This window comes from Methylobacterium sp. 1973 (assembly GCF_040545035.1).
GTDB classification, from domain to species: Bacteria; Pseudomonadota; Alphaproteobacteria; order Rhizobiales; family Beijerinckiaceae; genus Methylobacterium; species Methylobacterium fujisawaense.
The window spans coordinates 166,445-187,225 of the sequence record NZ_JBEPLA010000011.1 but is presented as its reverse complement, the minus strand read 5'-3'; the positions used below and the strand labels follow the sequence as shown (position 1 = coordinate 187,225).

Below are 20,781 nucleotides of genomic sequence, written 5' to 3'. Positions count from 1 at the left end.
CGCGATGGCCGCCAGTGCCGCCACCTCCGCGGGCGATGCCGCCGCCCCGACGCGCGGCGTGACGGCCCGCGCCGCCGAGCCGCCCCTCGACCGCCGCCGCATGGTGGCGTTCGTCTGCATGGTCTTCGGGATGTTCATGGCGATCCTGGACATCCAGATCGTCTCGGCCTCCCTGAACGAGATCCAGGCCGGCCTCTCGGCCTCCGGCGACGAGATCCCCTGGGTCCAGACCAGCTACCTGATCGCCGAGGTCATCTCGATCCCGCTCTCTGGCACCCTGTCGCGGGTGCTCTCGACGCGCTGGATGTTCGCCATCTCGGCGGGCGGCTTCACCCTGATGAGCCTGATGTGCGCCACCTCCTCGTCGATCGGCGAGATGATCGTCTGGCGGGCGCTCCAGGGCTTCATCGGCGGCGGCATGATCCCCACCGTGTTCGCGGCGGCCTTCACGATCTTCCCGCCCTCGAAGCGGACCATCGTGTCGCCGATGATCGGGCTCGTGGCGACGCTGGCGCCGACGATCGGCCCGACGGTGGGCGGCTATCTCACCGATCTCATGTCGTGGCACTGGCTGTTCCTGATCAACGTCGTGCCGGGCATCTTCGTGACCGTCTCGACCTGGATCCTGGTCGATTTCGACGAGCCCAATTACGGCCTGATCAAATCGTTCGACTGGGCCGGTCTCGCCTTCATGGCCGGCTTCCTCGGCTGCCTGGAATACGTGCTGGAGGAGGGGCCGAACCACGATTGGCTGCAGGACGAGGCGGTGTTCGCCTGCGCGGTCATCTGCGGAACCTCGGCGCTGCTGTTCTTCTGGCGGGTCTTCACGGCGAAGCAGCCGATCGTCGATCTGAGGGCCTTCTCGGACCGGAACTTCGCCAGCGGGTGCGTGGCGAGCTTCGTGCTGGGCATCGGGCTCTACGGGCTGACCTACATCTATCCGGTCTATCTGGCCCGGGTGCGCGGCTACTCGGCGCTGATGATCGGCGAGACGATGTTCGTCTCAGGCCTGTGCATGTTCGCCACCGCCCCCATCGCCGGCCGGCTTTCGGGCAAGGTCGATCCCCGCATCATGATGGGGATCGGCTTCGTCGGCTTCGCCTGCGGCACGTGGATCGTCACCGGCCTGACCAAGGACTGGGACTTCTACGAGCTGCTCCTGCCCCAGATCCTGCGTGGCTGCTCGCTGATGCTGTGCATGATCCCGATCAACAACATCGCGCTCGGGACGCTGCCGCCGGCGCGGATGAAGAACGCGTCGGGGCTGTTCAACCTGACCCGTAACCTCGGTGGCGCGGTCGGCCTCGCGCTGATCAACACGATCCTCAACGACCGGTGGGACCTCCATCTCGCGCGGCTGCACGAGCGCTTCACCTGGGCGAACACGGCCGCCCTGGAGCGCCTCGATACGATGCAGCGCGGCTTCGAGGCCTATGGAAGTGCCGCGTCGGGCATGGCGCTGAAGGCGATGACCAACACCGTGCGGATCCAGGGCCTGGTCATGGCCTTCGAGGATGTATTCCTGGCGCTGACGGTCCTGTTCCTGGCGATGGCCTGCGCCGTTCCCATGATCCGGCGGCCCCAGGCCGGTGCGGGCGGCGGGGCCGGCCACTGACGGGCTGCCCCGATCCCGGGCGGTCGGCGGGTGCGGAATCGGACCGCGCGTGCGACCTTCCGCAGCCGCCCCGCAGGATTGCGTTGGCGGTCGGCCCCGCCGATCTGCTAGACAGGGCGGATGGCCGGCCCGAGAAGCCGGCGCCGAGACGGCCAGGATACGGCGTATGGACTTCCTCAACGCGATGGGCGGAACCGCCGGCGGCTTCTTCGGCGCAGTGATTCCGTTCCTATTCGTGCTCACCGTCGTGGTGTTCGTGCACGAGATGGGCCACTTCCTGGTCGGGCGCTGGTGCGGGGTCGGGGTTCACGCCTTCTCGCTCGGCTTCGGCCCCGAGCTGTTCGGCTTCAACGACCGCCGCGGCACCCGCTGGAAGCTCTGCGCCATCCCCCTCGGCGGCTACGTGAAGTTCCACGGCGACGTGAACGGCGCAAGCATGCCCGATCCCGAGGCCGTCGCCCGGATGAGCCCGCAGGAGCGGGCGATCAGCTTCCCGACCCAGCCCGTGTCCAAGCGCGCGGCGATCGTCGCCGCCGGCCCTGTGGCGAACTTCATCTTGGCGATCCTGCTCTTCGCCGGCGCGATCTGGCTGGGCGGTCGCTACGAGCTGCCCGCCCGGGTCTCGTCGGTGGAGCCGAACAGCGTCGCCGCCCAGGCCGGCTTCCAGCCCGGCGACGTGATCACCGCCATCGACGGCGAGAAGATCGGCGACTTCAACGCCATGTACCGTACGGTGACCGGCAGCGCCGGGACGCCGCTGACCTTCACGGTGGAGCGCAACGACCAGCCCATCACGATCCAGGCGACGCCCGCCACCTTCGAGGAGAAGACGCCGTTCGGCCGCCACCGGATCGGCCGGCTCGGTATCCGGTCGCCCGCGGGCTCGGAAGCCCGCCTCGTGACTTACGGGGCGCTCGATTCGCTCAATCTCGGCGTGAAGGAGACCTACTTCGTCGTCGAGCGCACCTTCTCGTATCTCGGCAAGCTCGTCACCGGCCGGGAATCCGCCGACCAGCTCTCGGGTCCGATCGGCATCGCCCGCGTCTCCGGCGAAGTCGCCAAGACCGGCGGCGTCGGCGGTCTGGTCGGGCTCATCGCGCTGCTCTCCGTCTCGATCGGTCTGCTCAACCTGTTCCCCGTGCCGTTGCTCGATGGCGGACACCTGCTGTTCTACGCCTTCGAGGTGGTGCGCGGCCGTCCGCTCAGCGAGCGGGCCCAGGAGATCGGATTCCGTATCGGTCTCGCCCTGGTGCTGATGCTGATGCTGTTCGCCGCCTGGAACGACATCCTCAATCTCGGCGCCTCCTGGCGGAACACCTGATTGCGGGCCGGCGGGATCCTGTGATTCCGCCGGATCTCCACCGGAAAGGCTGCCCCAATCCCGCCGCGGTCTCGCCCGGACGCCGCCCGGATGGCACCGCTCCGACGGGGTGAAACCGGGTTAAGATCCTGTTCACGGGATCGCGATCGGGTCTGAAAACCTCCGACAGTCCAGACATTTACGTGGCGTTCACCACGATCTGCGGTTTGTCTTCATGCTGACCGCACCGTTAAGTGGCGCGAAGGCCACGACCCCCCAAAATCCCCTGACGATGGCCTCCCGCGCGTTTGCTTGGCTGGGGAATCCCGGTAAGAGCTACGCTTGGACCGAAGCCACGCTTGGACCAGGTGACGGGACGGCCGATCAACGGTCGCCTGTGACGGGCTAACCCCCGCGACCAGAACAGAAACGGGCGATTGCATGATGTCGTTGACGGGGAAGCCCCGACGTAAGTCGGTGCGGAAAACCATCGTCCTAGTCACTGCGGGTCTTGGCGTTGTCCTGAGCGGGGCCGCCCAGGCGCAGCAGATCGTCGTCCAGGGCAACCAGCGCGTCGATGCCGACACGATCCGGTCCTACGTGACCGGGACGGCGTCCGGCTCCGCCGAGGAGGCCCGCCGCAACCTGCTCGCGAGCGGGATGTTCTCCGACGTGAAGGTCGCCCAGTCGGGTGGCCGCACGGTGGTGACGGTCCGCGAGAACAACCTGATCAACCGCGTTGTCTTCGAGGGCAACAAGAAGGTCGAGAAGGCGACCCTCGAGGGGATCGTCGAGGCCAAGGCCCGCGGCCCGTACAGCGAGGCGATCATCAACGCCGACCTCGCCCGCATCCGCGACGTCTACAAGCGCTTCGGGCGCGGCACCGCCAAGGTGACCTACCGGACGGTCGACCTGCCCAACGGCCGCGTCGACGTGATCTACCAGATCGACGAGGGCGATAAGACCGGCATCCTCTCGATCAACTTCGTCGGCAACAACGCCTACTCGGAGCGGACGCTGAAGGGGCTGATGAGCTCCTCGGAGATGAACTTCCTGTCGTTCATCAAGACCTCCGACGTCTACGATCCCGACCGCATCACCAACGACCTCGACCAAGTCCGCCGCTACTACCTGAAGAACGGCTACGCCGACTTCCAGGTGGTCAGCGCCGACGCGCGCTACGTCGAGGGCGACAAGTCCGGCTACGTCATCACCATCACGGTGAACGAGGGCGAGCAGTACAAGGTCGGCGCGGTCCAGGTGGATTCGCGTCTGCCGGGCCTCGACACCACGAAGCTCGACACCGACATCGCCACCTCAGTGGGCGACATCTACAACGCCGACGACGTCGAGAAGACGCTCAACAACGTCACCCGCGAGGTCAACCGCGCCGGCTACCCCTTCGCGCAGGTTCGCCCGACCGGGCAGCGCGATCCGGCCAGCCATCAGGTCTCCCTGGGCTTCGTGGTCGAGGACGGCCCGCACGTCTACGTCGAGCGCATCAACATCCGCGGCAACACCCGGACCCGCGACTACGTCATCCGTCGCGAACTCGATATCGCCGAGGGCGACGCCTACAACCGCGTGCTGACCGACCGCGCCGAGCGGCGCCTGAACGGTCTCGGATTCTTCAAGAAGGTCCGCTTCTCCAACGAGCCGGGCTCGGCCCCGGACCGCGTGGTCATCAACATCGACGTTGAGGATCAGCCCACGGGTTCGTTCTCGGTGGCGGGCGGCTACTCCACCCAGGACGGCATCATCGGCGAGGTCTCGGTCTCCGAGTCGAACTTCCTCGGCCGCGGCCAGTACGTCCGCTTGGCCGGTACGGGTGGCCAGTACTCGCGCGGCGTCGACTTCTCGTTCACCGAGCCGTACTTCCTCGGCTACCGGCTGGCAGCGGGCTTCGACGCCTTCTACAAGTACTCCGACCTGACCCGGTACTCGCGCTACGAGACCACGGTGTATGGCGGCCAGCTCCGCCTCGGCCTGCCGATCACCGAGGAGTTCGGCATCACGCTGCGCTACTCGCTGTACAACACCGAGCTGAAGGTCCCGAACACCCTCAAGCGGCCGTACAACGACTGCTCGATCCCGATCCCGGGCTACACCGCCACCTACGCGGCGGGCACGATCGACCCGAATACGGGCCGGAACATCGGCGGCCAGGCGATCTACCCGAACTGCGCGTATGACGGCGAAGCCTCGATCGCCATCAAGGGTTCGCAGGGCAACACGCTGACCTCGCTGGCCGGCCTGACGCTCGCCTACTCGACCCTCGACGTGATTGGCGCGCCCCGCAACGGCCTCTACGCCGAGCTGAAGCCCGACGTCGCCGGCCTGGGTGGCGACTCCAAGTTCTTCCGCGTGACGGCCGATGCGCGGTACTACAAGGAGATCTTCGAGGACGTCGTCGGCTTCATCCGCTTCCAGGGCGGCCACATCTCGTCGCTCAACAACGACCCGCTGCGGGTGACCGACCAGTTCTTCCTCGGCCCGTCGCTGGTCCGCGGCTTCGCACCGAACGGCATCGGTCCGCGCGACGTCGGCATCGCCGATGCCCGCTCGAACGCGATCGGCGGTTCGACCTACGTCGGCGGTACCCTCGAAGTTCAATTCCCGCTGCCCCTCATTCCGCGGGATCTGGGCCTGAAGGGCGCGCTCTTCGCCGATGCCGGCACGCTGTTCGGTTATCACGGCCAGCGGAACTTCAACGTGAACGGCGACGCCTTCATCAACGGCATCTCGCCGACGACCGGGAAGTGCAACTTCAACGCCTTCACGATCGGCGTGGAGCCGGAATGCGTGAACGTTCGCGACACGGCGGCGATCCGTTCCTCGATCGGCGCGTCCATCCTGTGGAACTCGCCGCTCGGCCCGATCCGGTTCGACTACGCCTACGCTCTGTCGAAGGATGAGGGTCAGAAGGTGTTCGTCCCGATCCTCGGCAAGTTCGGCCATATCGGCGCGGATCAGGTCCAGGCGTTCCGCTTCTCCGGCGGCTCGCGCTTCTGATAAAAATTGCGCGCGCCGGCCGGATTGTCCCGGCCGGCGCGTTATTGAGCATGTCAGATTCCATCTTCTTCACCGCCGCCGCCGATGGCCTCACCCTGGCCGAGATCGCGGCAGCCGCCGGCGCCAGCCTCCCCGACGGAGTAAATCCGGAACTCCGGTTCAGCAGCGCGGCCTCCCTGGAGAGCGCCGGTCCGGAGCACCTCGCCTACATGGACAATGCCCGCTACGGCGACGCGCTCGCCGCGACGCGGGCGGGGGTGTGTCTGGTCTCCCCCCGGTTCGCGGCGCGTTGTCCCGCGGCCACCGTCGCCCTCGTCAGCCGCGATCCCTACCGCGCCTATGCGGCCCTGCTCGGCCGTCTGCATCCCGATGCCCTGCGTCCCGGCTCCCAGTTCGCCGTCCGCGGCGTCGCGTCCGGCGCCCATGTCCATCCGGAAGCCCGGCTCGAGGACGGCGTCACGGTCGATCCCGGCGCGGTCGTCGGGCCGGGTGCCGAGATCGGCGCAGGAACGGTGATCGGGCCGAATGCCGTGATCGGTCCCGGCGTCCGCATCGGGCGGGACTGTGCGATCGGCGCCGGCACCACGCTCAGCCACGCCCTCCTCGGGAACCGGGTGATCATCCACCCGGGTGCGCGCCTCGGCCAGGACGGGTTCGGCTTCGCCATGGGCGCCAGCCACCTCAAGGTCCCGCAGGTCGGGCGGGTGATCGTTCAGGACGATGTCGAGATCGGCGCCAACACCACGATCGACCGGGGCGCCTCGCGCGACACGGTGATCGGGGAGGGGACCAAGATCGATAATCTCGTGCAGATCGCCCACAACGTCGTGATCGGGCGGCACTGCGTCATCGTGTCGGGCGTCGGCATCTCGGGCTCGACCACCCTGGAGGATTACGTCGTCCTCGGCGGTCAGGTCGGCGTCGTCGGCCACCTGCGCATCGGCCGCGGTGCGCAGATCGCAGGCTCGTCCAACGTCAACCGCGACGTGCCGCCGGGCAGCCGCTGGGGCGGAACGCCCGCCAAGCCGGTCCGGGCCTGGTTCCGGGAGTTGACGACGCTGGCCCGCCTCGCCGAGCGCGGCGGCAAGGACCTGAGCGGCGAGGACACCTGACCGGGAAGGCCTTGCGCTTCCGGCGATTTCTTCCGAAGAGGGCGTTCGGCCCGCCAAGGGCGGCCGGATTGCAAGCCGCCCCGGGCGGCAAGTCGAGGTGCGGATTTCGATGAGTGAGGCGGCGCGCGAGACCGGCACCGAGCTGGGCATAGCCGATATCCAGACGTTGCTGGAATTGCTGCCACACCGTTACCCGTTCCTGATGGTGGATCGCATCGTCGAGATCGACAGGGACGAGTCCTGTGTCGGGATCAAGAACGTCACGGCGAACGAGCCGCAGTTCATGGGACACTTCCCGGACATGCCGGTCTTCCCGGGCGTGCTCCTGATCGAGGGCATGGCGCAGACGGCAGGCGCGATCTGCTGCCGCCACATCCGGGCGGACGGACGGAACACCAAGCAGGTGTTCTTCATGACCATCGACAAGTGCAAGTTTCGCAAGCCCGTCACCCCCGGCGACCAGGTGCGCTTCCACATGACGAAGCTGAATCAGCGCCGGACCATGTGGTGGTTCCGCGGCGAGGCCCGGGTCGACGGCAACCTCGTCGCCGAGGCCGAGATCAGCGCCATGCTGGTGACGGAGTGACCGCGCCGTTCATCCATGCGAGCGCCGTGATCGAATCCGGCGCCCGGATCGGCGACGGGGCCCGGATCGGCCCCTTCTGCCATGTCGGCCCCGAGGTCGTGCTAGGGCCGGATTGCGAACTCATCAGTCACGTCGTCCTGGCGGGCCGCACCACGATCGGCCCCCGCACCCGGATCTTCCCCTTCGCGTCGATCGGCCACCAGCCGCAGGACCTGAAGTACCGGGGCGAGGCCTCGACCCTGACGATCGGCGCCGATTGCCTGATCCGCGAGGGCGTCACGATGAATCCGGGCACCAGCGGCGGCGGCCTGGAGACCGTGGTCGGCGATCACTGCACCTTCCTGGCGAATTCGCATGTCGGCCACGACTGCCGGGTCGGCGCGCATGTGATCTTCTCCAACAACGTGATGCTGGCGGGCCATTGCAGCGTCGGCGACTACGCGATCCTGGGGGGCGGCGCCGCCGTGATCCAGTTCGCGCGCGTCGGTGCGCACGCCTTCGTGGGCGGCCTGTCGGGCCTGGAGAACGACTGCATCCCGTACGGTATGGTGCTCGGCAACCGGGCCTACCTGTCGGGGCTCAACATCATCGGGCTGCAGCGCCGCGGCTTCGCCCGCGACGACATCCACGCCCTGCGGCGCGCCTACCGCCTGCTCTTCGCGCCCGAGGGCACGCTGATGGAGCGGGTGGAGGACGTGGCCGCGACCTTCGAATCCCACGCGGCGGTCCGCGAGATCCTCGACTTCATCCGCCTCGGCGGCAAGCGCTCGATCTGCACGCCGCGCGAGATCCCGACGCCCATCAGCGCCGCCTGAGCGGCCGGGCCGTGACCGAGGCCGATCCGCACCCCGAGGGGGCCCTGGTCCTGATCGCCGGGGCTGGCCGGCTGCCGGAACTCGTCGCCGAGTCGCTGCGCCGGGCGCGCCGGCCCTTCCGCGTGATCGCCCTGCGCGGTTTCACGGGGGCGACCCTGCGGGCCAGTGCCGACGCCACGGTCGACCTGCTCGACCTCGCCGCCACCCTGAAGCTTCTGCGGCGCTGGGGGCCGGCGGTCGTGGTACCGGCCGGCGGCGTCTCACGGCCGAGCCCGGCCGCGATCCTCAATGCCGGAGCCGCCCTGCGCAACCGGGAGGCCCTGCGGGCGATCGCCGGCGGGGGCGACGACCGCCTCCTGCGCGCCGCCGTCACGCTGGTGGAAGAGGACGGCCACAGGGTCGTGGGCGTCCACGAGGCCGCGCCGGACCTGCTCTGTCCGGAGGGGCCCCTCGGGCGCCGGATTCCGGATGCCGAGGCGGCCGCCTCGATCCGCGCCGGGCGCGGGGTCCTCGACGCCCTCTCGCCCTACGATCTGGGACAGGCTGTGGCCCTGGCCGGCGACCGGATCCTGGCCGTGGAGGGGCCGGAGGGCACCGATCGCATGCTGGCCCGGGCGCGGGCCCTGGGGCGCCGTCCGTTCGGGTTCGGCCGGGCGATGCCCGCCACCGTGCTGGTGAAGGCCCCCAAGGTCGGCCAGGACCGTCGCATCGATCTCCCGGCCATCGGACCGCGCACCGTGCGCAACGCGGCCCAGGCAGGCTGCGTCGGCCTGGCGCTGGAGGCCGGCGGGACCCTGGTCATCGACAGGGTGGCCACGGCCGCGGAAGCCGACCGCCTCGGTCTCTTCGTCGTCGGCTACGGAGGGACGCCGTGACCGGCCGGCCCCGGACCATCTGGCTCGTGGCCGGCGAGGATTCCGGCGATCAGCTCGGCGCCAAGCTGATGCGGGCCCTGCGCGAGGCGGCGCCCGATGTGGTCTTCGGCGGCGTCGGCGGCGAGGCCATGGCGGAGGCGGGGTTCGCATCCCTGTTCCCCCTCGATGACGTGGCGGTGATGGGCTATCTGCCGGTCCTCGCCCGGGCCCGGACCCTGCTCCGGCGCATCCGCGAAACCGTCTGGGCGGCGGTCGACGCCCGGCCGGACGTGCTGGTGATCATCGACAGTCCGGGTTTCACCCACGCGGTGGCGCGGCGGGTGCGCAAGGTGGCCCCCGGCATCCCGATCATCGATTACGTGTCGCCGAGCGTCTGGGCGTGGCGGCCCTGGCGGGCGAAGGGGATGCGACCGTTCATCGACCACGTCCTGGCCCTGCTGCCCTTCGAGCCGGACGCGCATCTGCGGCTCGGCGGGCCTCCCTGCACCTATGTCGGACACCCGCTGATCGAGCGCCTTCCGGAACTGCGGCCCACCGCATCCGAGCAGCGGCGGCGCGAGTCCGTTCCCTACAGCCTCGTGCTGCTGCCGGGGTCCCGCCGGTCCGAGATCGAGCGGCTGATGCCGGTCTTCGGTGCGGCGCTGGCGCGGGTGGCGGAAGGCCTCGCGGTCGAGGCGGTGCTGCCCGCCGTGACGCGTCACAGGGCGCTGATCGAGCGGCTTTCCGCGGAGTGGACGGTGCCCGTCCGCATCGTCACCGGCGAGGCGCCGAAATACGCCGCCTTCCGGGAGGCCCGGGCGGCGCTCGCCGCCTCCGGCACGGTCACGCTGGAGCTCGCCCTCGCGGGCGTCCCGATGGTCGTCGCCTACAAGGTCTCGCGGGCGGAGGAATTCATCGCCCGCCGGCTGATCCAGGTCCCGAGCATCGTGCTGCCGAACCTGATCCTGGCCGAGAACGCCATGCCGGAATTCGTCCAGGCCGACTGCACGCCGGAGCGCCTGGCAGGCGCCATGCGGTCGCTCCTGGCAGGCGGTGCGGGCCGCGACGCACAGCTCGCTGCCCTCGCCAGGATCGACGGGCTGATGCGGCTCGCCGCGAATGACACGCCGAGCCGGGCCGCCGCGCGCATCGTCCTGCGCGCGGCAGAGCGCCACGCGTCCGATCCGAGGGCGTGACGGGGCCGCTCAGCCGGCGCGGCGACTGCAGCGGGTGTAGGTCGATGTCCCGCGATTACTCGACCACGTCAGGTGCTCGCCATCCACCAGCAGGCGGACCTGCGACGACCAGCGCCGGCCACGGTCGCTGCACTCGGCGGCGGCGACCCAGGCGCTGCCGACCCGTCGCATGTCGTGGAAGAGGCAGATCGTGCGGCCGGCGCGGGCGCGATCCTGCGTGATCGTGGCGGGGATGTAGCCCCGGCGCCGGGATCGGGTCCCGCAGGCTTCGGGAGTCGGACCCCAGACGCCAACATACTCAGCCGCAGCGGGGGCCGGGGCGGGGTGCGGCGCCGGTCGGGCATTCGCCGCGGCTCCCGGCATCGCGGTGGCCGTCTGGGGCGGCGGCGGTGTCGTGGGCGCCGCCATGGCGGTCTGGCCGGGCGGATCTTCCGCAGGGGCACCCGGGTCGGGCGCGTCGAGCATCACGACCCGCCGCGCCGTGGCGCGCGGACCGGCGGCGCCCCCCGCGGAGGGGCTGGCCTCCGGCGCCGTCGGGCGAAACGGCAGGTCCTCGGTCAGGTAGGCCGCGCTGTAGGCGAACAGGCCGACCCAGCCGAGGACGAGGAGCGCCGGCAGGGCGAAGCGACGCCAGGAGCCGGAACGCGCCCCGCCGCCCGGATCCGCCAGCACGACCGCACCCATGGTCCGCCCCCTTCTCGTTCGATCAGCGGCCGAAGATACCCTTCAGGAACTGCGCCGTACGGTTGCGCTTGCGCTTGCGCTCCAGTTCCGATGCGTCCCTGAGCCACGCGACCTGCACGACCCGACGCTCGCCCTCGAAGGGCTCGTGGCCGTGCCAGGAATTCTCCGCCCGCAGGAAGGCGAACATCGTGCCCATGGTGGGCGGCACCTCGACCGCGAAGGGCTCGTAGTTGCGCCCGTCGTAGAGCACCCGCAGGCGCCCCGCGGCCGGGGCGTCCCAGGCGTCGTTCATGTAGACGAGCAGCGTCAGCACCTTCGACGGCCCGTCGGTGTGGATCGAGCCGTATTTGAGCTGGCTGCGCCGCATGATCGTGGTCAGACGCGGGCAGGAGACGAGGTCGATGCCGAACTTCTCCCCGAGGATCTTGGAGAAGGCGTCGCTCTCCAGCTCGTCGATCAGCGCCTTGAACCGGCCCTTCAGGGCGACCTCGTCGACCGTGAGGTAGCCGGGCTTGGCGATCTCGGGGAAGTCGCGGCGGATGTCGTCGATCGCGTCGGGCTTCAGGACGTTGCTGCCGAGCGTGTAGGCGTAGGGCTCGTGGGAAACGGGCGCGGCGCGCACGGCGGAGATGTCGAGGATCGAGAGAGCGGACATCGCTGGGTCCCTTGACTCCGGCGCCGGTCGGCCGGCACGCCGGGCGCCGGAGACGCGTGCCGGAGGGCCGGTCGAGCCATCGTGCCCGGGTCGCCGCGCAGGCGTCCACGATCACAAATCTAAAGCGGCTTTCGGCAATCCCGGAATCTCCTAATCCGCCGATTGCGGCGGTCCGACGGCGAAAGCGGCCCGGTGGCGCATTCCGGTGACAGTCTCGGGCGGTCCGCTTGTGCAGGATGGTGCCAGACCCGCGGGCTTTCTTCCCGGGTGCGTACCGGAACCCGTTCCCGATGAGGCCGTGGGCCCTCGCCTTGCTGTTCAGCCACCTCGCCGTCGTTGCGGTCGGGTTGGAGGCCCGTGCGCAGTCGCGGCCGCCCCGCGGCTCGATGACGGCCCGCATGACCTGCTCCGAGGCCATGGCCCTGGTGAGGAACGAGGGTGATGTCATCATCGCCGCCGGGTCGGCCCCGGAGCGTTTCGTGAGCAATCCCGGCCAATGCAGCGCCTCCGAGATCGCCGAGCTGCGCTTCGCCCCCACGCGCGACAACCCGCAATGCCCGATCGGCTATCATTGCCGCGAGCCGGGCTTCGAGGAGTGGAACTGGTAGCCGCGCCGACCGCGTAAATCGCCGCACCGTCGGAACGTGACCAAAGTTTCACGCGACAGCCCGGGGCAAGTGCCACTATCTGGCCATCAGCCGGGGTCAAGGCCGCCGGCGGCGTCCCCAGTGGGCGCGCACGGATGGGGGATCGACGCGTGGCAGCACTCAGGACCGGACTGGGAATCCAGGCCGTGCTCACGGCTCTGGCCGCGCTGATCCTGCTGGCATTTCCCGGTATTCCGAGCCCGCCGCTCTATGTCTCGCTCGCCGGCTTCGCCATGGCGGGCATCCTGATCGCCGCGAACGGCATCTCGGCCTACCTGAAGGTCTTCGTCTCGGTTTACGGCGTCGGCTACCTGCTGCTGGCCGGATCGAAGACGATCGCCGCCATGGGCCTGCTGCCGCCGGTGATCGCGGCGCTTCTGCCGCCCGCCTTCGCCGCCACCGGTGCGGTGGTCTTCGCCGCCATCGTGCTCGGCATCTCGCATCTCGAGCCGATCCGGGCGATCACCAACATCGCCGACCCGTATTTCGCCAACCGCGACAAGCCCACCAAGGAGATCGGCCTGTTCCGCTGGTTCGGCACCACGGAGGGCCGGATCGGCCGCAACCTCGTGGCCCTGTCGATCTTCGTGAACTTCGCCGACGTTGCGCTGACGTTGCGGTTCAACTTCTTCTACCGCGACATCTACAACTCGCTTCAGGAATACGACGCGAACGCCTTCTGGTATCAGCTGCTCTGGGTGTTCGTGCCGCTGGCCACGCTGAACATCGCCATCGGCATGTTCGACCTGTTCGTGGATTCCTCGCTGCTGATCCGCTGGCGCACGTGGCTGACGCACAGCCTGTACGAGCGCTGGCTTGGCAACGGCACCCATTACCGGATCCCGTTCACCGACGAGGAGGCCGACAACCCGGACCAGCGCATCCAGGCCGACGTCAACAGCTTCATCGTGCAGACCACGACGCTGTCGATCCGGTTGCTGAGCCAGGCCGCGCAGCTCGTCTCGTTCATCGTGATCCTCTGGACCCTGTCGCGGGACTTCGTGGTGCCGTTCACCGACACGGTGATCCCGGGCTTCCTGGTCTGGCTGGTGATCGCCTACGCGGTGGTCGGCACGTGGCTCACCCACCTCATCGGCCGGCCGCTCATCGGGCTCGACTTCCGGCAGGAGCGGGTCGAGGCCGATTTCCGCTTCGCGCTGGCCCGCAACCGCATCTACTCCGAGCAGATCGCCCTGCTGCGCGGCGAGCGGGCGGAGGCCTCACGGCTCTCGACGCTGTTCCACAGCGTCATCGACAACTACGTCGGGATCATCTTCCGCCGCATCAAGCTGATCGCCTTCACGTTCAGCTACCGGCAGGCGAGCGTGATCTTCCCGATGGTGCTGGCGGCCCCGTCCTTCTTCGCCAAGAAGATCACGCTGGGCGCCCTCCAGCAGACCTCGCAGGCCTTCAGCCAGGTGCAGAGTTCGCTGTCGTTCTTCGTGGATTCCTACACGACGCTCGCCGCCTACAAGGCCAACACCAACCGTCTCGGATCCTTCCGCCGGGCCATGACCAAGGCCGAGGCCCTCGAGGCCGCAGGCTACGGCTTGATCCAGGGCAACGAGAGCACGGGCGACGTCACCGCGCGCGGCCTCGTCCTCGCCCTGCCGGACGGGCGCCCGATCGTGACCGCCGACACGCTGACCCTGCCGCGGGGCGGCGCGACCCTGGTCACGGGTCCCTCCGGCTCGGGCAAGTCGACCCTGTTCCGCGCGATCGCTGGGATCTGGCCGTTCGGCAAGGGCCGGGTCGACGTGCCCGCCGGGCAGTCGGCGCTGGTGCTGCCGCAGCGGCCTTACATCCCCCAGGGGACACTGCGTGGCGCCGTGGTCTACCCGAACACGACCGATCAGTTCTCGGACGCGGCGATCAAGGATGCGCTGACGGCCGCCCAGCTGCCGCACTTGGTCGACCACCTCGACCAGACCGACACCTGGGAGCGGCGGCTGTCGGGGGGCGAGCAGCAGCGGCTGGCCATCGCCCGTGCGCTTCTGTCCAAGCCGGAATGGCTGTTCCTCGACGAGGCGACGGCCTCGCTCGACGAACCCTCCGAGGCGGCCCTCTACCGGATGCTGCGCGAGCGCCTGCCCGGGACGACGATCGTGTCGATCGGCCACCGCTCGACGCTGGACGCGTTCCACGAGCGGCGCATCACGCTGGAGCCGGAGGGCGGTGTGTTCGTGCCGCGGGCGCGGCGGGAGGCGTTGCCGGCGGAGTAGCGGGCGGCGCCACAGCGCGCCTTCGGCGGCAGAGGGCTGCGAGCCTAAACGTCGCCGCCGGACGCCAGCGTCTCCGGGACAAGCGCGATCTTCATCCGCCGCACCGGCTGGCGGCGACATCTATCGGGATCGGCAGGAGACGCAGGAGACGCCGCGGCTCTACCTCCCCCGCGAGGGAGGAGGGTCGCCCTTCGGATGCGGCGATTTAGCGGTGAGCTCCTGTCCGCAGCCCCGCAGCGGCCCGGGCTGCCTGCTCGATCGCCGCCGGATCGGGCGTGCCGAGCTTCACCACCCAGCTGCCGCCGACGCAGAGCACGGACGGGAGCGCCAGCCAGTCGGGGGCGGTCGCCTCGGTGATCCCACCCGTCGGGCAGAACCGCACCGCGCCGAACACCGCCGCGTGCGCCTTCAGCGCCTTGATCCCGCCCGCAGCCTCGGCCGGGAAGAACTTGAACCGGTCGAGCCCGTGATCGAGCCCGCGCATGATGTCGGCCGCCGTGGCGACGCCCGGCAGATAGGGGACGCCGTTGGCCTTGGCGGCGTCGGTCAGCGGGTCGGTGAGCCCCGGCGAGACGATGAACTCCGCCCCCGCCCCCAGGGCGTTCTCCAGGTCGCGGGGGTTGAGCACCGTCCCGGCGCCCACAACCGCGCCCTCGACCCGGGTCATCTCCCGGATGATATCGAGGGCGGCCGGAGTGCGCAGGGTGACCTCCAGGGCGGTCAGGCCGCCCTTCACCAGGGCTTCGGCGATGGGCCGGGCCTGAGCCACGTCGTCGATCACCAGGACCGGAATGACGGGCACGGAGCGCATCAGCGCGTCGATGCTGGTCAGATCATTCATGGTCGGCACCTCCTCTATGAACTCAGAGACCGGCGGCGGCGAGCATCGCCGAGGCGCCCCGCTCCGCCGTATCGGCCCCCTGGCGCATGAACGCGAACAATTCCCGACCGGTGCCCTGCGCCGGCTCCGGAGCCTCGGCCTCCGGCCGGGCGGCCAGCTCTGCCTCGTCGACCAGCACCTCCAGCAGCCCGTCCGCCGCGCTCAGGCGGACGATGTCGCCGTCGCGGATCCGCCCGATCGGACCGCCGCCCAGCGCCTCGGGGCTCAGGTGGATCGCGGCCGGAACCTTGCCCGAAGCCCCCGACATGCGCCCGTCGGTCACCAGCGCGACCTTGTGGCCGCGGTCCTGCAGCACGCCTAGCGGCGGGGTGAGCTTGTGCAGCTCCGGCATGCCGTTGGCCTTCGGGCCCTGGAAGCGGACAACCACCACGACGTCCCGCTCCAGCTCGCCGGCCTTGAAGGCTTTGAGCACATCGTCCTGGTCCGAAAAGACCCGGGCCGGTGCCTCGATGGTCCGGCGGTGCTCCTCCACGGCGCTGGTCTTGAACGTCGCCCGGCCGAGATTGCCCTTCACCAGCCGCATGCCGCCATCCGGCTGGAACGGGTTCGCGGGCCGGCGGAGCATCGCGTCGTCGAGGCTCTCCGGCACGGCGTCCTCGAAGACCAACTCCTCGCCGGCGAGCTTCGGGTCGCGGGCGTGGTCGCGCAGCGACTGGCCCGCCACGGTGAGGATGTCGTCGTGCAGCAGGCCGGCATCCAGCAGCGCGGCCATGACGAAGCTCATGCCGCCGGCCGCCTGGAAGTGGTTCACGTCGCCGGAGCCGTTCGGATAGACGCGGGCGATCAGCGGAACCGCGCTGGAGAGGCGATCGATATCCGCCCAGTCGATCACGATGCCGGCGGCGCGGGCGATGGCCGGCAGATGGATCGCGTGGTTGGTCGAGCCGCCGGTGGCGAGCAGGCCGACCGCGGCGTTCACGATCGCCTTCTCGTCGACGCACAGGCCGAGCGGCCGGTAATCGTTGCCGGCTGCGCCGATCTCGGTGAGCCGGTGGATCGCCGCCCGGGTCACGGCCTGGCGCAGCTTGGTGCCGGGATTGATGAAGGACGCGCCGGGCATGTGCAGGCCCATCATGTCCATCATCATCTGGTTCGAGTTGGCGGTGCCGTAGAACGTGCAGGTCCCGGCGCCGTGGTAGGAGGCCGACTCGGATTCGAGCAGTTCCGCGCGGCCGACCTTGCCCTCGGCGTAGAGCTGGCGGATCCGCTGCTTCTCCTTGTTGGCGAGGCCGGAGGGCATGGGCCCGGCCGGGATCAGGATCGTCGGCAGGTGGCCGAAGCGCAACGCGCCGATCAGCAGGCCCGGCACGATCTTGTCGCAGATGCCGAGGAGCGCAGCGCCGTCGAACATGCCGTGGCTCAGGGCCACCGCGGTGGACAGGGCGATTGTGTCCCGGGAGAACAGCGACAGCTCCATGCCGGTCTGCCCCTGGGTGACGCCATCGCACATGGCCGGCGTCCCGCCCGCCACCTGCGCGGTGGCCCCGCGCTCCCGGGCGAACAGCTTGATCTGGTCCGGATAGCGCCCGTAGGGCTGATGAGCCGAGAGCATGTCGTTGTAGGCGGTGACGATGCCGATGTTCATCACCGTCCGCTCGTCGCGGATCGCCGCCTTGTCCTCGCCGGAGGCCGCGAAGCCGTGGGCGAGGTTGCCGCAGGCGAGCTTGCCGCGCCGGACCCCCGACTCGCGCTCACGGGCGATCAGGTCGAGATAGGCGCGCCGGGTCTCGCGGGAGCGCGCCACGACGCGCTCGGTGACCGCCGCGACCTCGGGATGAAGCTCGGTCATTCTCGTTCCTCCAGGCTCGGTGCCGACGGGCGCGGGGCTGAGGCCGTGATTCGGGCTCGGTCCGGCGGCCGCGTCGGTGGCTGGTATCTAAGGAGTGCACCGCGGGATGTAACCCGGGCGGCGCGCGGGAGCGCCCGGCCATTTCGGGAGCCGGCGTCCGATTCACGGCCTCATCCTGAGGCGCCGGGGCGCTCCAGGCATCGGGCGGCTCGCCGGAGCGCTCCTGCGAGGCGACGTCGCCGCACCTCAGAATGAGGCGCGGCTGATGGGACCGCCCGGGTTGCAGCGGCGCCGGAATCCGCGCTTGCGACCCGGGCGGCACGCGTCCGTCGCCGACCCTCAATACTCCCAGAAGATGCGCTGCAACTCCTTGGTGTCGGTCGTCTTTGTAAGCGCCACGGCCGCCAGGACCTTGGCCTTGGCGGGGTTCAGATCGTGGGCGACCACCCAATCGTACTTGTCGTCGGGCTGCTCGGCGTTGCGCAGGACGAATCCATCCGGCACCCGTGAGGAACGGATCACGAGCGTCCCCTTGGAGCGGATGTCCTTGAGCTTGTCGACGAGGTAGCCGGGGACCGAGCCGTTGCCGGTGCCGGCGTTGACGATCGCCTTGGCGCCCGCTTGGACCTCGGCATCGTAAACGCCCGGGATCATGTTGCCCGAGCCGTAGACGATGCCGACCAGCGGCAGGCTGTCGATCTGGTCGATGTCGAATTCGGAGCTCATGTTGTGCCGCTTCGTGAGCGAGCGGAAGAAATAGGTCTTGCCCTCGACGACCATGCCGAGCGGGCCCCATTGGCTGTAGAAGGCGCTGGGCACGATGTTGGTCCGCTTGTTCACGTCGCGGCCGGACTGGATGTAGTCGTTCATCGTCACGGTGACGCCCTGGCCGACCGCCTCCTTGCTGGCGGCGACCGTGACGGCGTCGAGCAGGTTGAGGGCACCGTCCGCCGAGATCGCCGTGCCCGGCCGCATCGAGCCGACCACCACGATCGGCTTGTCGCTCTTCACCACGAGATCGAGGAAGAACGCGGTCTCCTCCAGGGTGTCGGTCCCGTGGGTGATGACGACGCCGTCGACGTCATCCTGCTTCAGAAGCTGGGACACGCGCTTGCCGAGCTGGACGAGCTGGGCGTCGGTGAAGCTCTCGGAGGCGATCTGGAAGACCTGTTCGCCGCGGACATTGGCGATGGTGTTCACCTGCGGCACGGCCGCGATCAGCTTGTCGACCGGCACCTTCGCGGCCGTGTACGTGGCGCTGTTGGCGGCATCGGCGCCGGCGCCGGCGATCGTGCCGCCGGTGGCGAGGATCACGACGTTCGGCTTCTTCACCGCTGCGGCGGTGCCGGACTCGGGCATCTCGCGGGCGCCGAGGGGAGCCGCCCCGAATCCGCCGGCCAGGGCCAGGGCGAAGATCGCTCCGCGCAGGGGTAGGGCCGCACCGCTTCGGCAGGAGAACATCGGAAATCCTCGATGGTGGACGGGAGGACGAGTCGGACTCGACGCGGGGATGGTAGCCGCGCCTCGGTCCGAGGCAAGGATCATGCAGGGCTCGGACATGCAGGGCGCGGCGGATCGTTACGCCCGCTCGGGCGTTAGTCGGGGTTGTTGTCCGCTCGGAGGTAAGCCCCATGCTGAATCTCGCCGGCCTGCTCGAGGAACTCGAGCGGAGCGAGCCCGCACGGGCCGCGATGTCGATCCTCGAGGCGTCCCTTGCCCGCCGCTCGGTGGAAGAGCAGGGGGCCTTCTGGCGCGCCGTCGACATCTACTACGTCTCGCGGAAGGCCCCGCCGGAGGCGACCGACCCGGCTACGGCGACGGCTGCGCCGGAGCTGGCCGCGGTGTCGTAAGGCCCGGCCGACAGGAACGGCGCCGCTTTCGGCTTCGCCTGCGGCGCCAGGCATCGACACGGACGGCAGAAGCCGTCGTGGCTTCGGGGTCGAAGCGCCGCGTTCAGGCGCGCACCGGCACAGCCGGGGTCCTGCCCCCGCCGCTCTCGGGCTCGGTGCCCGCGCGCACCGCGCCACGGGTCTCGGGCATCAGTGCGAAGTACAGGACGAAGCCGAGCGCCGCGATGGCCGCCAGCGCCAGGAAGGCGGTGGAATAGCCGGCGGACACGATGATGACGCCGGCGAGCGTGGCGCTCAACGAGGCGCCAATTCCCTGAGCCGTGGCCACGGCGCCCTGGGCCGCGTTGAACCGGCCGCCGCCGCGGGTCAGGTCGGCCACCACGATCGGGAACAGCGCGCCGTAGACGCCGGCGCCGATCCCGTCGAGGAGCTGCACGCCCACCAGCCAGAACGGGTTGTCCGACAGGGTGTAGAGCACGCCGCGCAGCGCCAGGATCCCGAAAGCGCTCAGGAAGATCGGCTTTCGGCCGATCACGTCGGCCTTGGCGCCCACGAAGATCGCCACCGGCACCATCACGCATTGCGCCGCTACGATGCAGACCGCGATCAGCGACGTCGCGTGGTCCTTGCCCGACAGGTGCGTCAGGAGCTGGCCCACCGAGGTCAGCATTGCCGCGTTGGCGAGGTGGAAGATCGCGCAAAGCACCGCGAACAGGAGCAGCGCCCGGTTCTGCAGCAGGGTGGCGAGGCCCGAGGGCTTCTCCTGCGCCTGCTCCTCCTCCTCGGTCATGCCCCGGGCGAGGTCGTTGTCGATGGCGTCGGCCGGCACCATCAGCATGGCGCCGATCGAGAGCGCCGCCAGGATGCCCATCAGCCAGAACACGACCACGGGCCCGAAGAAATAGGCCAGTCCGCCCGCCAGCGCCGCGGAGACCGCGTTGCCGGCGTGGTTGAAGCCTTCGTTGCGGCCGATCCGCTTGGCGAACATTTTCGGGCCGACGAGGCCGAGGGTGATCGCGGCGAGCGCCGGAGGGAAGATCGTGCCGGCGACGTGGGCGATCGATTGGGTGGCGGTGACGAGGTAGAAGTTGGTGATGAACGGCAGGACGAGGCAGCTTGCCGTCACTGCGATGGCACCGCCGATCACCACCGCGCGCTTGTGGTTGGTGGCGTCGATCAGCGCCCCGGCCGGCGTCTGCGCTACGAGGCCAAGGATCCCCGCAATGGTCATCACGAGGCCGGTGGTGGCCTCGTTCCAGCCCTGGTCGGGACCGCGCACGGCGATCAGGTAGATGGCGAGGTAGGGGCCGAGGCCGTCACGCACGTCCGCGAGGAAAAAGTTGAGCGCGTCGAGGCCGCGCAAAGCCTTCGCGGAGGTGGTCCGGCTGCCGCGCGCGCCCGCGCCTGTCTCGATCCTGTCCATCCCGCCGCGATCCCCCGATCGACGAATGGCCCGGTCCCGATCCGGGCCGCGCCGTCGCATGCGGGGCTCGACGCCCGCGCGTGCCAACGGTTCCCGGCCGCGGCAGTCCTCACGCCGGAT

At 69.6% G+C, this 20,781-nt stretch carries 17 protein-coding genes; 11 read left to right on the top strand and 6 right to left on the bottom strand.

Annotated elements, in window-relative coordinates:
- The first annotated feature begins 4 nt into the window (after positions 1-4).
- From ABIC70_RS20875 to lpxB, 8 genes are all read left to right on the top strand, one after another.
- Entirely contained in the window at positions 5-1,615 is a 1,611-nt protein-coding gene (locus ABIC70_RS20875) for a DHA2 family efflux MFS transporter permease subunit (RefSeq protein ID WP_043758796.1), read from the top strand.
- A 166-nt stretch (positions 1,616-1,781) separates the two neighbouring features.
- A complete protein-coding gene (locus ABIC70_RS20870; RefSeq protein ID WP_043351211.1) occupies positions 1,782-2,936 on the top strand; it encodes a M50 family metallopeptidase in 1,155 nt (384 codons plus the stop codon).
- Between the two features lie 420 nt (positions 2,937-3,356).
- Complete coding sequence (bamA, locus tag ABIC70_RS20865) at positions 3,357-5,927, top strand: outer membrane protein assembly factor BamA (RefSeq protein WP_043351213.1); 2,571 nt, start codon at positions 3,357-3,359, stop codon at positions 5,925-5,927.
- A 50-nt stretch (positions 5,928-5,977) separates the two neighbouring features.
- Positions 5,978-7,039 (top strand): UDP-3-O-(3-hydroxymyristoyl)glucosamine N-acyltransferase, encoded by a 1,062-nt coding sequence (gene lpxD, locus ABIC70_RS20860; protein WP_354440939.1) that lies wholly within the window; start codon positions 5,978-5,980, stop codon positions 7,037-7,039.
- A gap of 109 nt (positions 7,040-7,148) precedes the next feature.
- Positions 7,149-7,625: a 3-hydroxyacyl-ACP dehydratase FabZ gene (fabZ, locus tag ABIC70_RS20855; RefSeq protein WP_043351216.1), complete on the top strand. Its 477-nt coding sequence runs from the start codon at positions 7,149-7,151 to the stop codon at positions 7,623-7,625.
- Positions 7,622-8,440, top strand: a complete 819-nt coding sequence (gene lpxA, locus ABIC70_RS20850; protein WP_043351218.1) for an acyl-ACP--UDP-N-acetylglucosamine O-acyltransferase — start codon at positions 7,622-7,624, stop codon at positions 8,438-8,440. The genes fabZ and lpxA overlap by 4 nt, the downstream gene beginning before the upstream one ends.
- 11 nt (positions 8,441-8,451) lie before the next feature.
- On the top strand, positions 8,452-9,315 hold the full coding sequence (locus ABIC70_RS20845) for an LpxI family protein (RefSeq protein ID WP_354440936.1): 864 nt from the start codon (positions 8,452-8,454) through the stop codon (positions 9,313-9,315).
- Positions 9,312-10,490 carry a lipid-A-disaccharide synthase gene (lpxB, locus tag ABIC70_RS20840; protein ID WP_345819505.1) on the top strand — a complete coding sequence of 393 codons (1,179 nt, stop codon included), beginning with the start codon at positions 9,312-9,314 and terminating at the stop codon, positions 10,488-10,490. Before ABIC70_RS20845 ends, lpxB begins: the two co-directional genes overlap by 4 nt.
- A gap of 9 nt (positions 10,491-10,499) precedes the next feature.
- On the opposite strand, the gene ABIC70_RS20835 is transcribed toward lpxB, so the two are convergent.
- Together ABIC70_RS20835 and ABIC70_RS20830 are read right to left on the bottom strand one after the other, a co-directional pair.
- Entirely contained in the window at positions 10,500-11,174 is a 675-nt protein-coding gene (locus tag ABIC70_RS20835; RefSeq protein WP_279900485.1) for a peptidase inhibitor family I36 protein, read from the bottom strand.
- Between the two features lie 22 nt (positions 11,175-11,196).
- Entirely contained in the window at positions 11,197-11,829 is a 633-nt protein-coding gene (locus ABIC70_RS20830) for a 2OG-Fe(II) oxygenase (RefSeq protein WP_043382815.1), read from the bottom strand.
- A 290-nt stretch (positions 11,830-12,119) separates the two neighbouring features.
- Here ABIC70_RS20830 and ABIC70_RS20825 point away from each other — a divergent pair, with 290 nt between their 5' ends.
- Positions 12,120-12,437, top strand: a complete 318-nt coding sequence (locus ABIC70_RS20825; RefSeq protein WP_043758785.1) for a hypothetical protein — start codon at positions 12,120-12,122, stop codon at positions 12,435-12,437.
- Between the two features lie 149 nt (positions 12,438-12,586).
- On the top strand, positions 12,587-14,698 hold the full coding sequence (locus ABIC70_RS20820) for an ABC transporter ATP-binding protein/permease (RefSeq protein WP_043382818.1): 2,112 nt from the start codon (positions 12,587-12,589) through the stop codon (positions 14,696-14,698).
- Between the two features lie 205 nt (positions 14,699-14,903).
- Here the strand turns inward: ABIC70_RS20820 and eda are convergent, their stop codons facing one another.
- The 3 genes from eda to ABIC70_RS20805 all read right to left on the bottom strand — a co-directional run bounded on the left by eda (position 14,904) and on the right by ABIC70_RS20805 (position 18,849).
- On the bottom strand, positions 14,904-15,539 hold the full coding sequence (gene eda, locus ABIC70_RS20815; protein WP_354440933.1) for a bifunctional 4-hydroxy-2-oxoglutarate aldolase/2-dehydro-3-deoxy-phosphogluconate aldolase: 636 nt from the start codon (positions 15,537-15,539) through the stop codon (positions 14,904-14,906).
- 22 nt (positions 15,540-15,561) lie between these two features.
- The gene (edd, locus tag ABIC70_RS20810) at positions 15,562-17,388 is read right to left on the bottom strand and encodes a phosphogluconate dehydratase (protein WP_354440931.1); all 1,827 of its coding nucleotides are present in this window, start codon (positions 17,386-17,388) and stop codon (positions 15,562-15,564) included.
- 339 nt (positions 17,389-17,727) lie between these two features.
- Positions 17,728-18,849, bottom strand: coding sequence for a type II asparaginase (locus tag ABIC70_RS20805; protein WP_043350954.1), 1,122 nt, complete (start codon positions 18,847-18,849; stop codon positions 17,728-17,730).
- A gap of 170 nt (positions 18,850-19,019) precedes the next feature.
- On the opposite strand from ABIC70_RS20805, the gene ABIC70_RS20800 reads away from it, so the two are divergent.
- On the top strand, positions 19,020-19,238 hold the full coding sequence (locus ABIC70_RS20800) for a hypothetical protein (RefSeq protein ID WP_043350951.1): 219 nt from the start codon (positions 19,020-19,022) through the stop codon (positions 19,236-19,238).
- Positions 19,239-19,341: 103 nt separating this feature from the next.
- On the opposite strand, the gene ABIC70_RS20795 is transcribed toward ABIC70_RS20800, so the two are convergent.
- Positions 19,342-20,661 (bottom strand): MFS transporter, encoded by a 1,320-nt coding sequence (locus ABIC70_RS20795; protein ID WP_354440928.1) that lies wholly within the window; start codon positions 20,659-20,661, stop codon positions 19,342-19,344.
- Between the last annotated feature and the right edge of the window lie 120 nt (positions 20,662-20,781).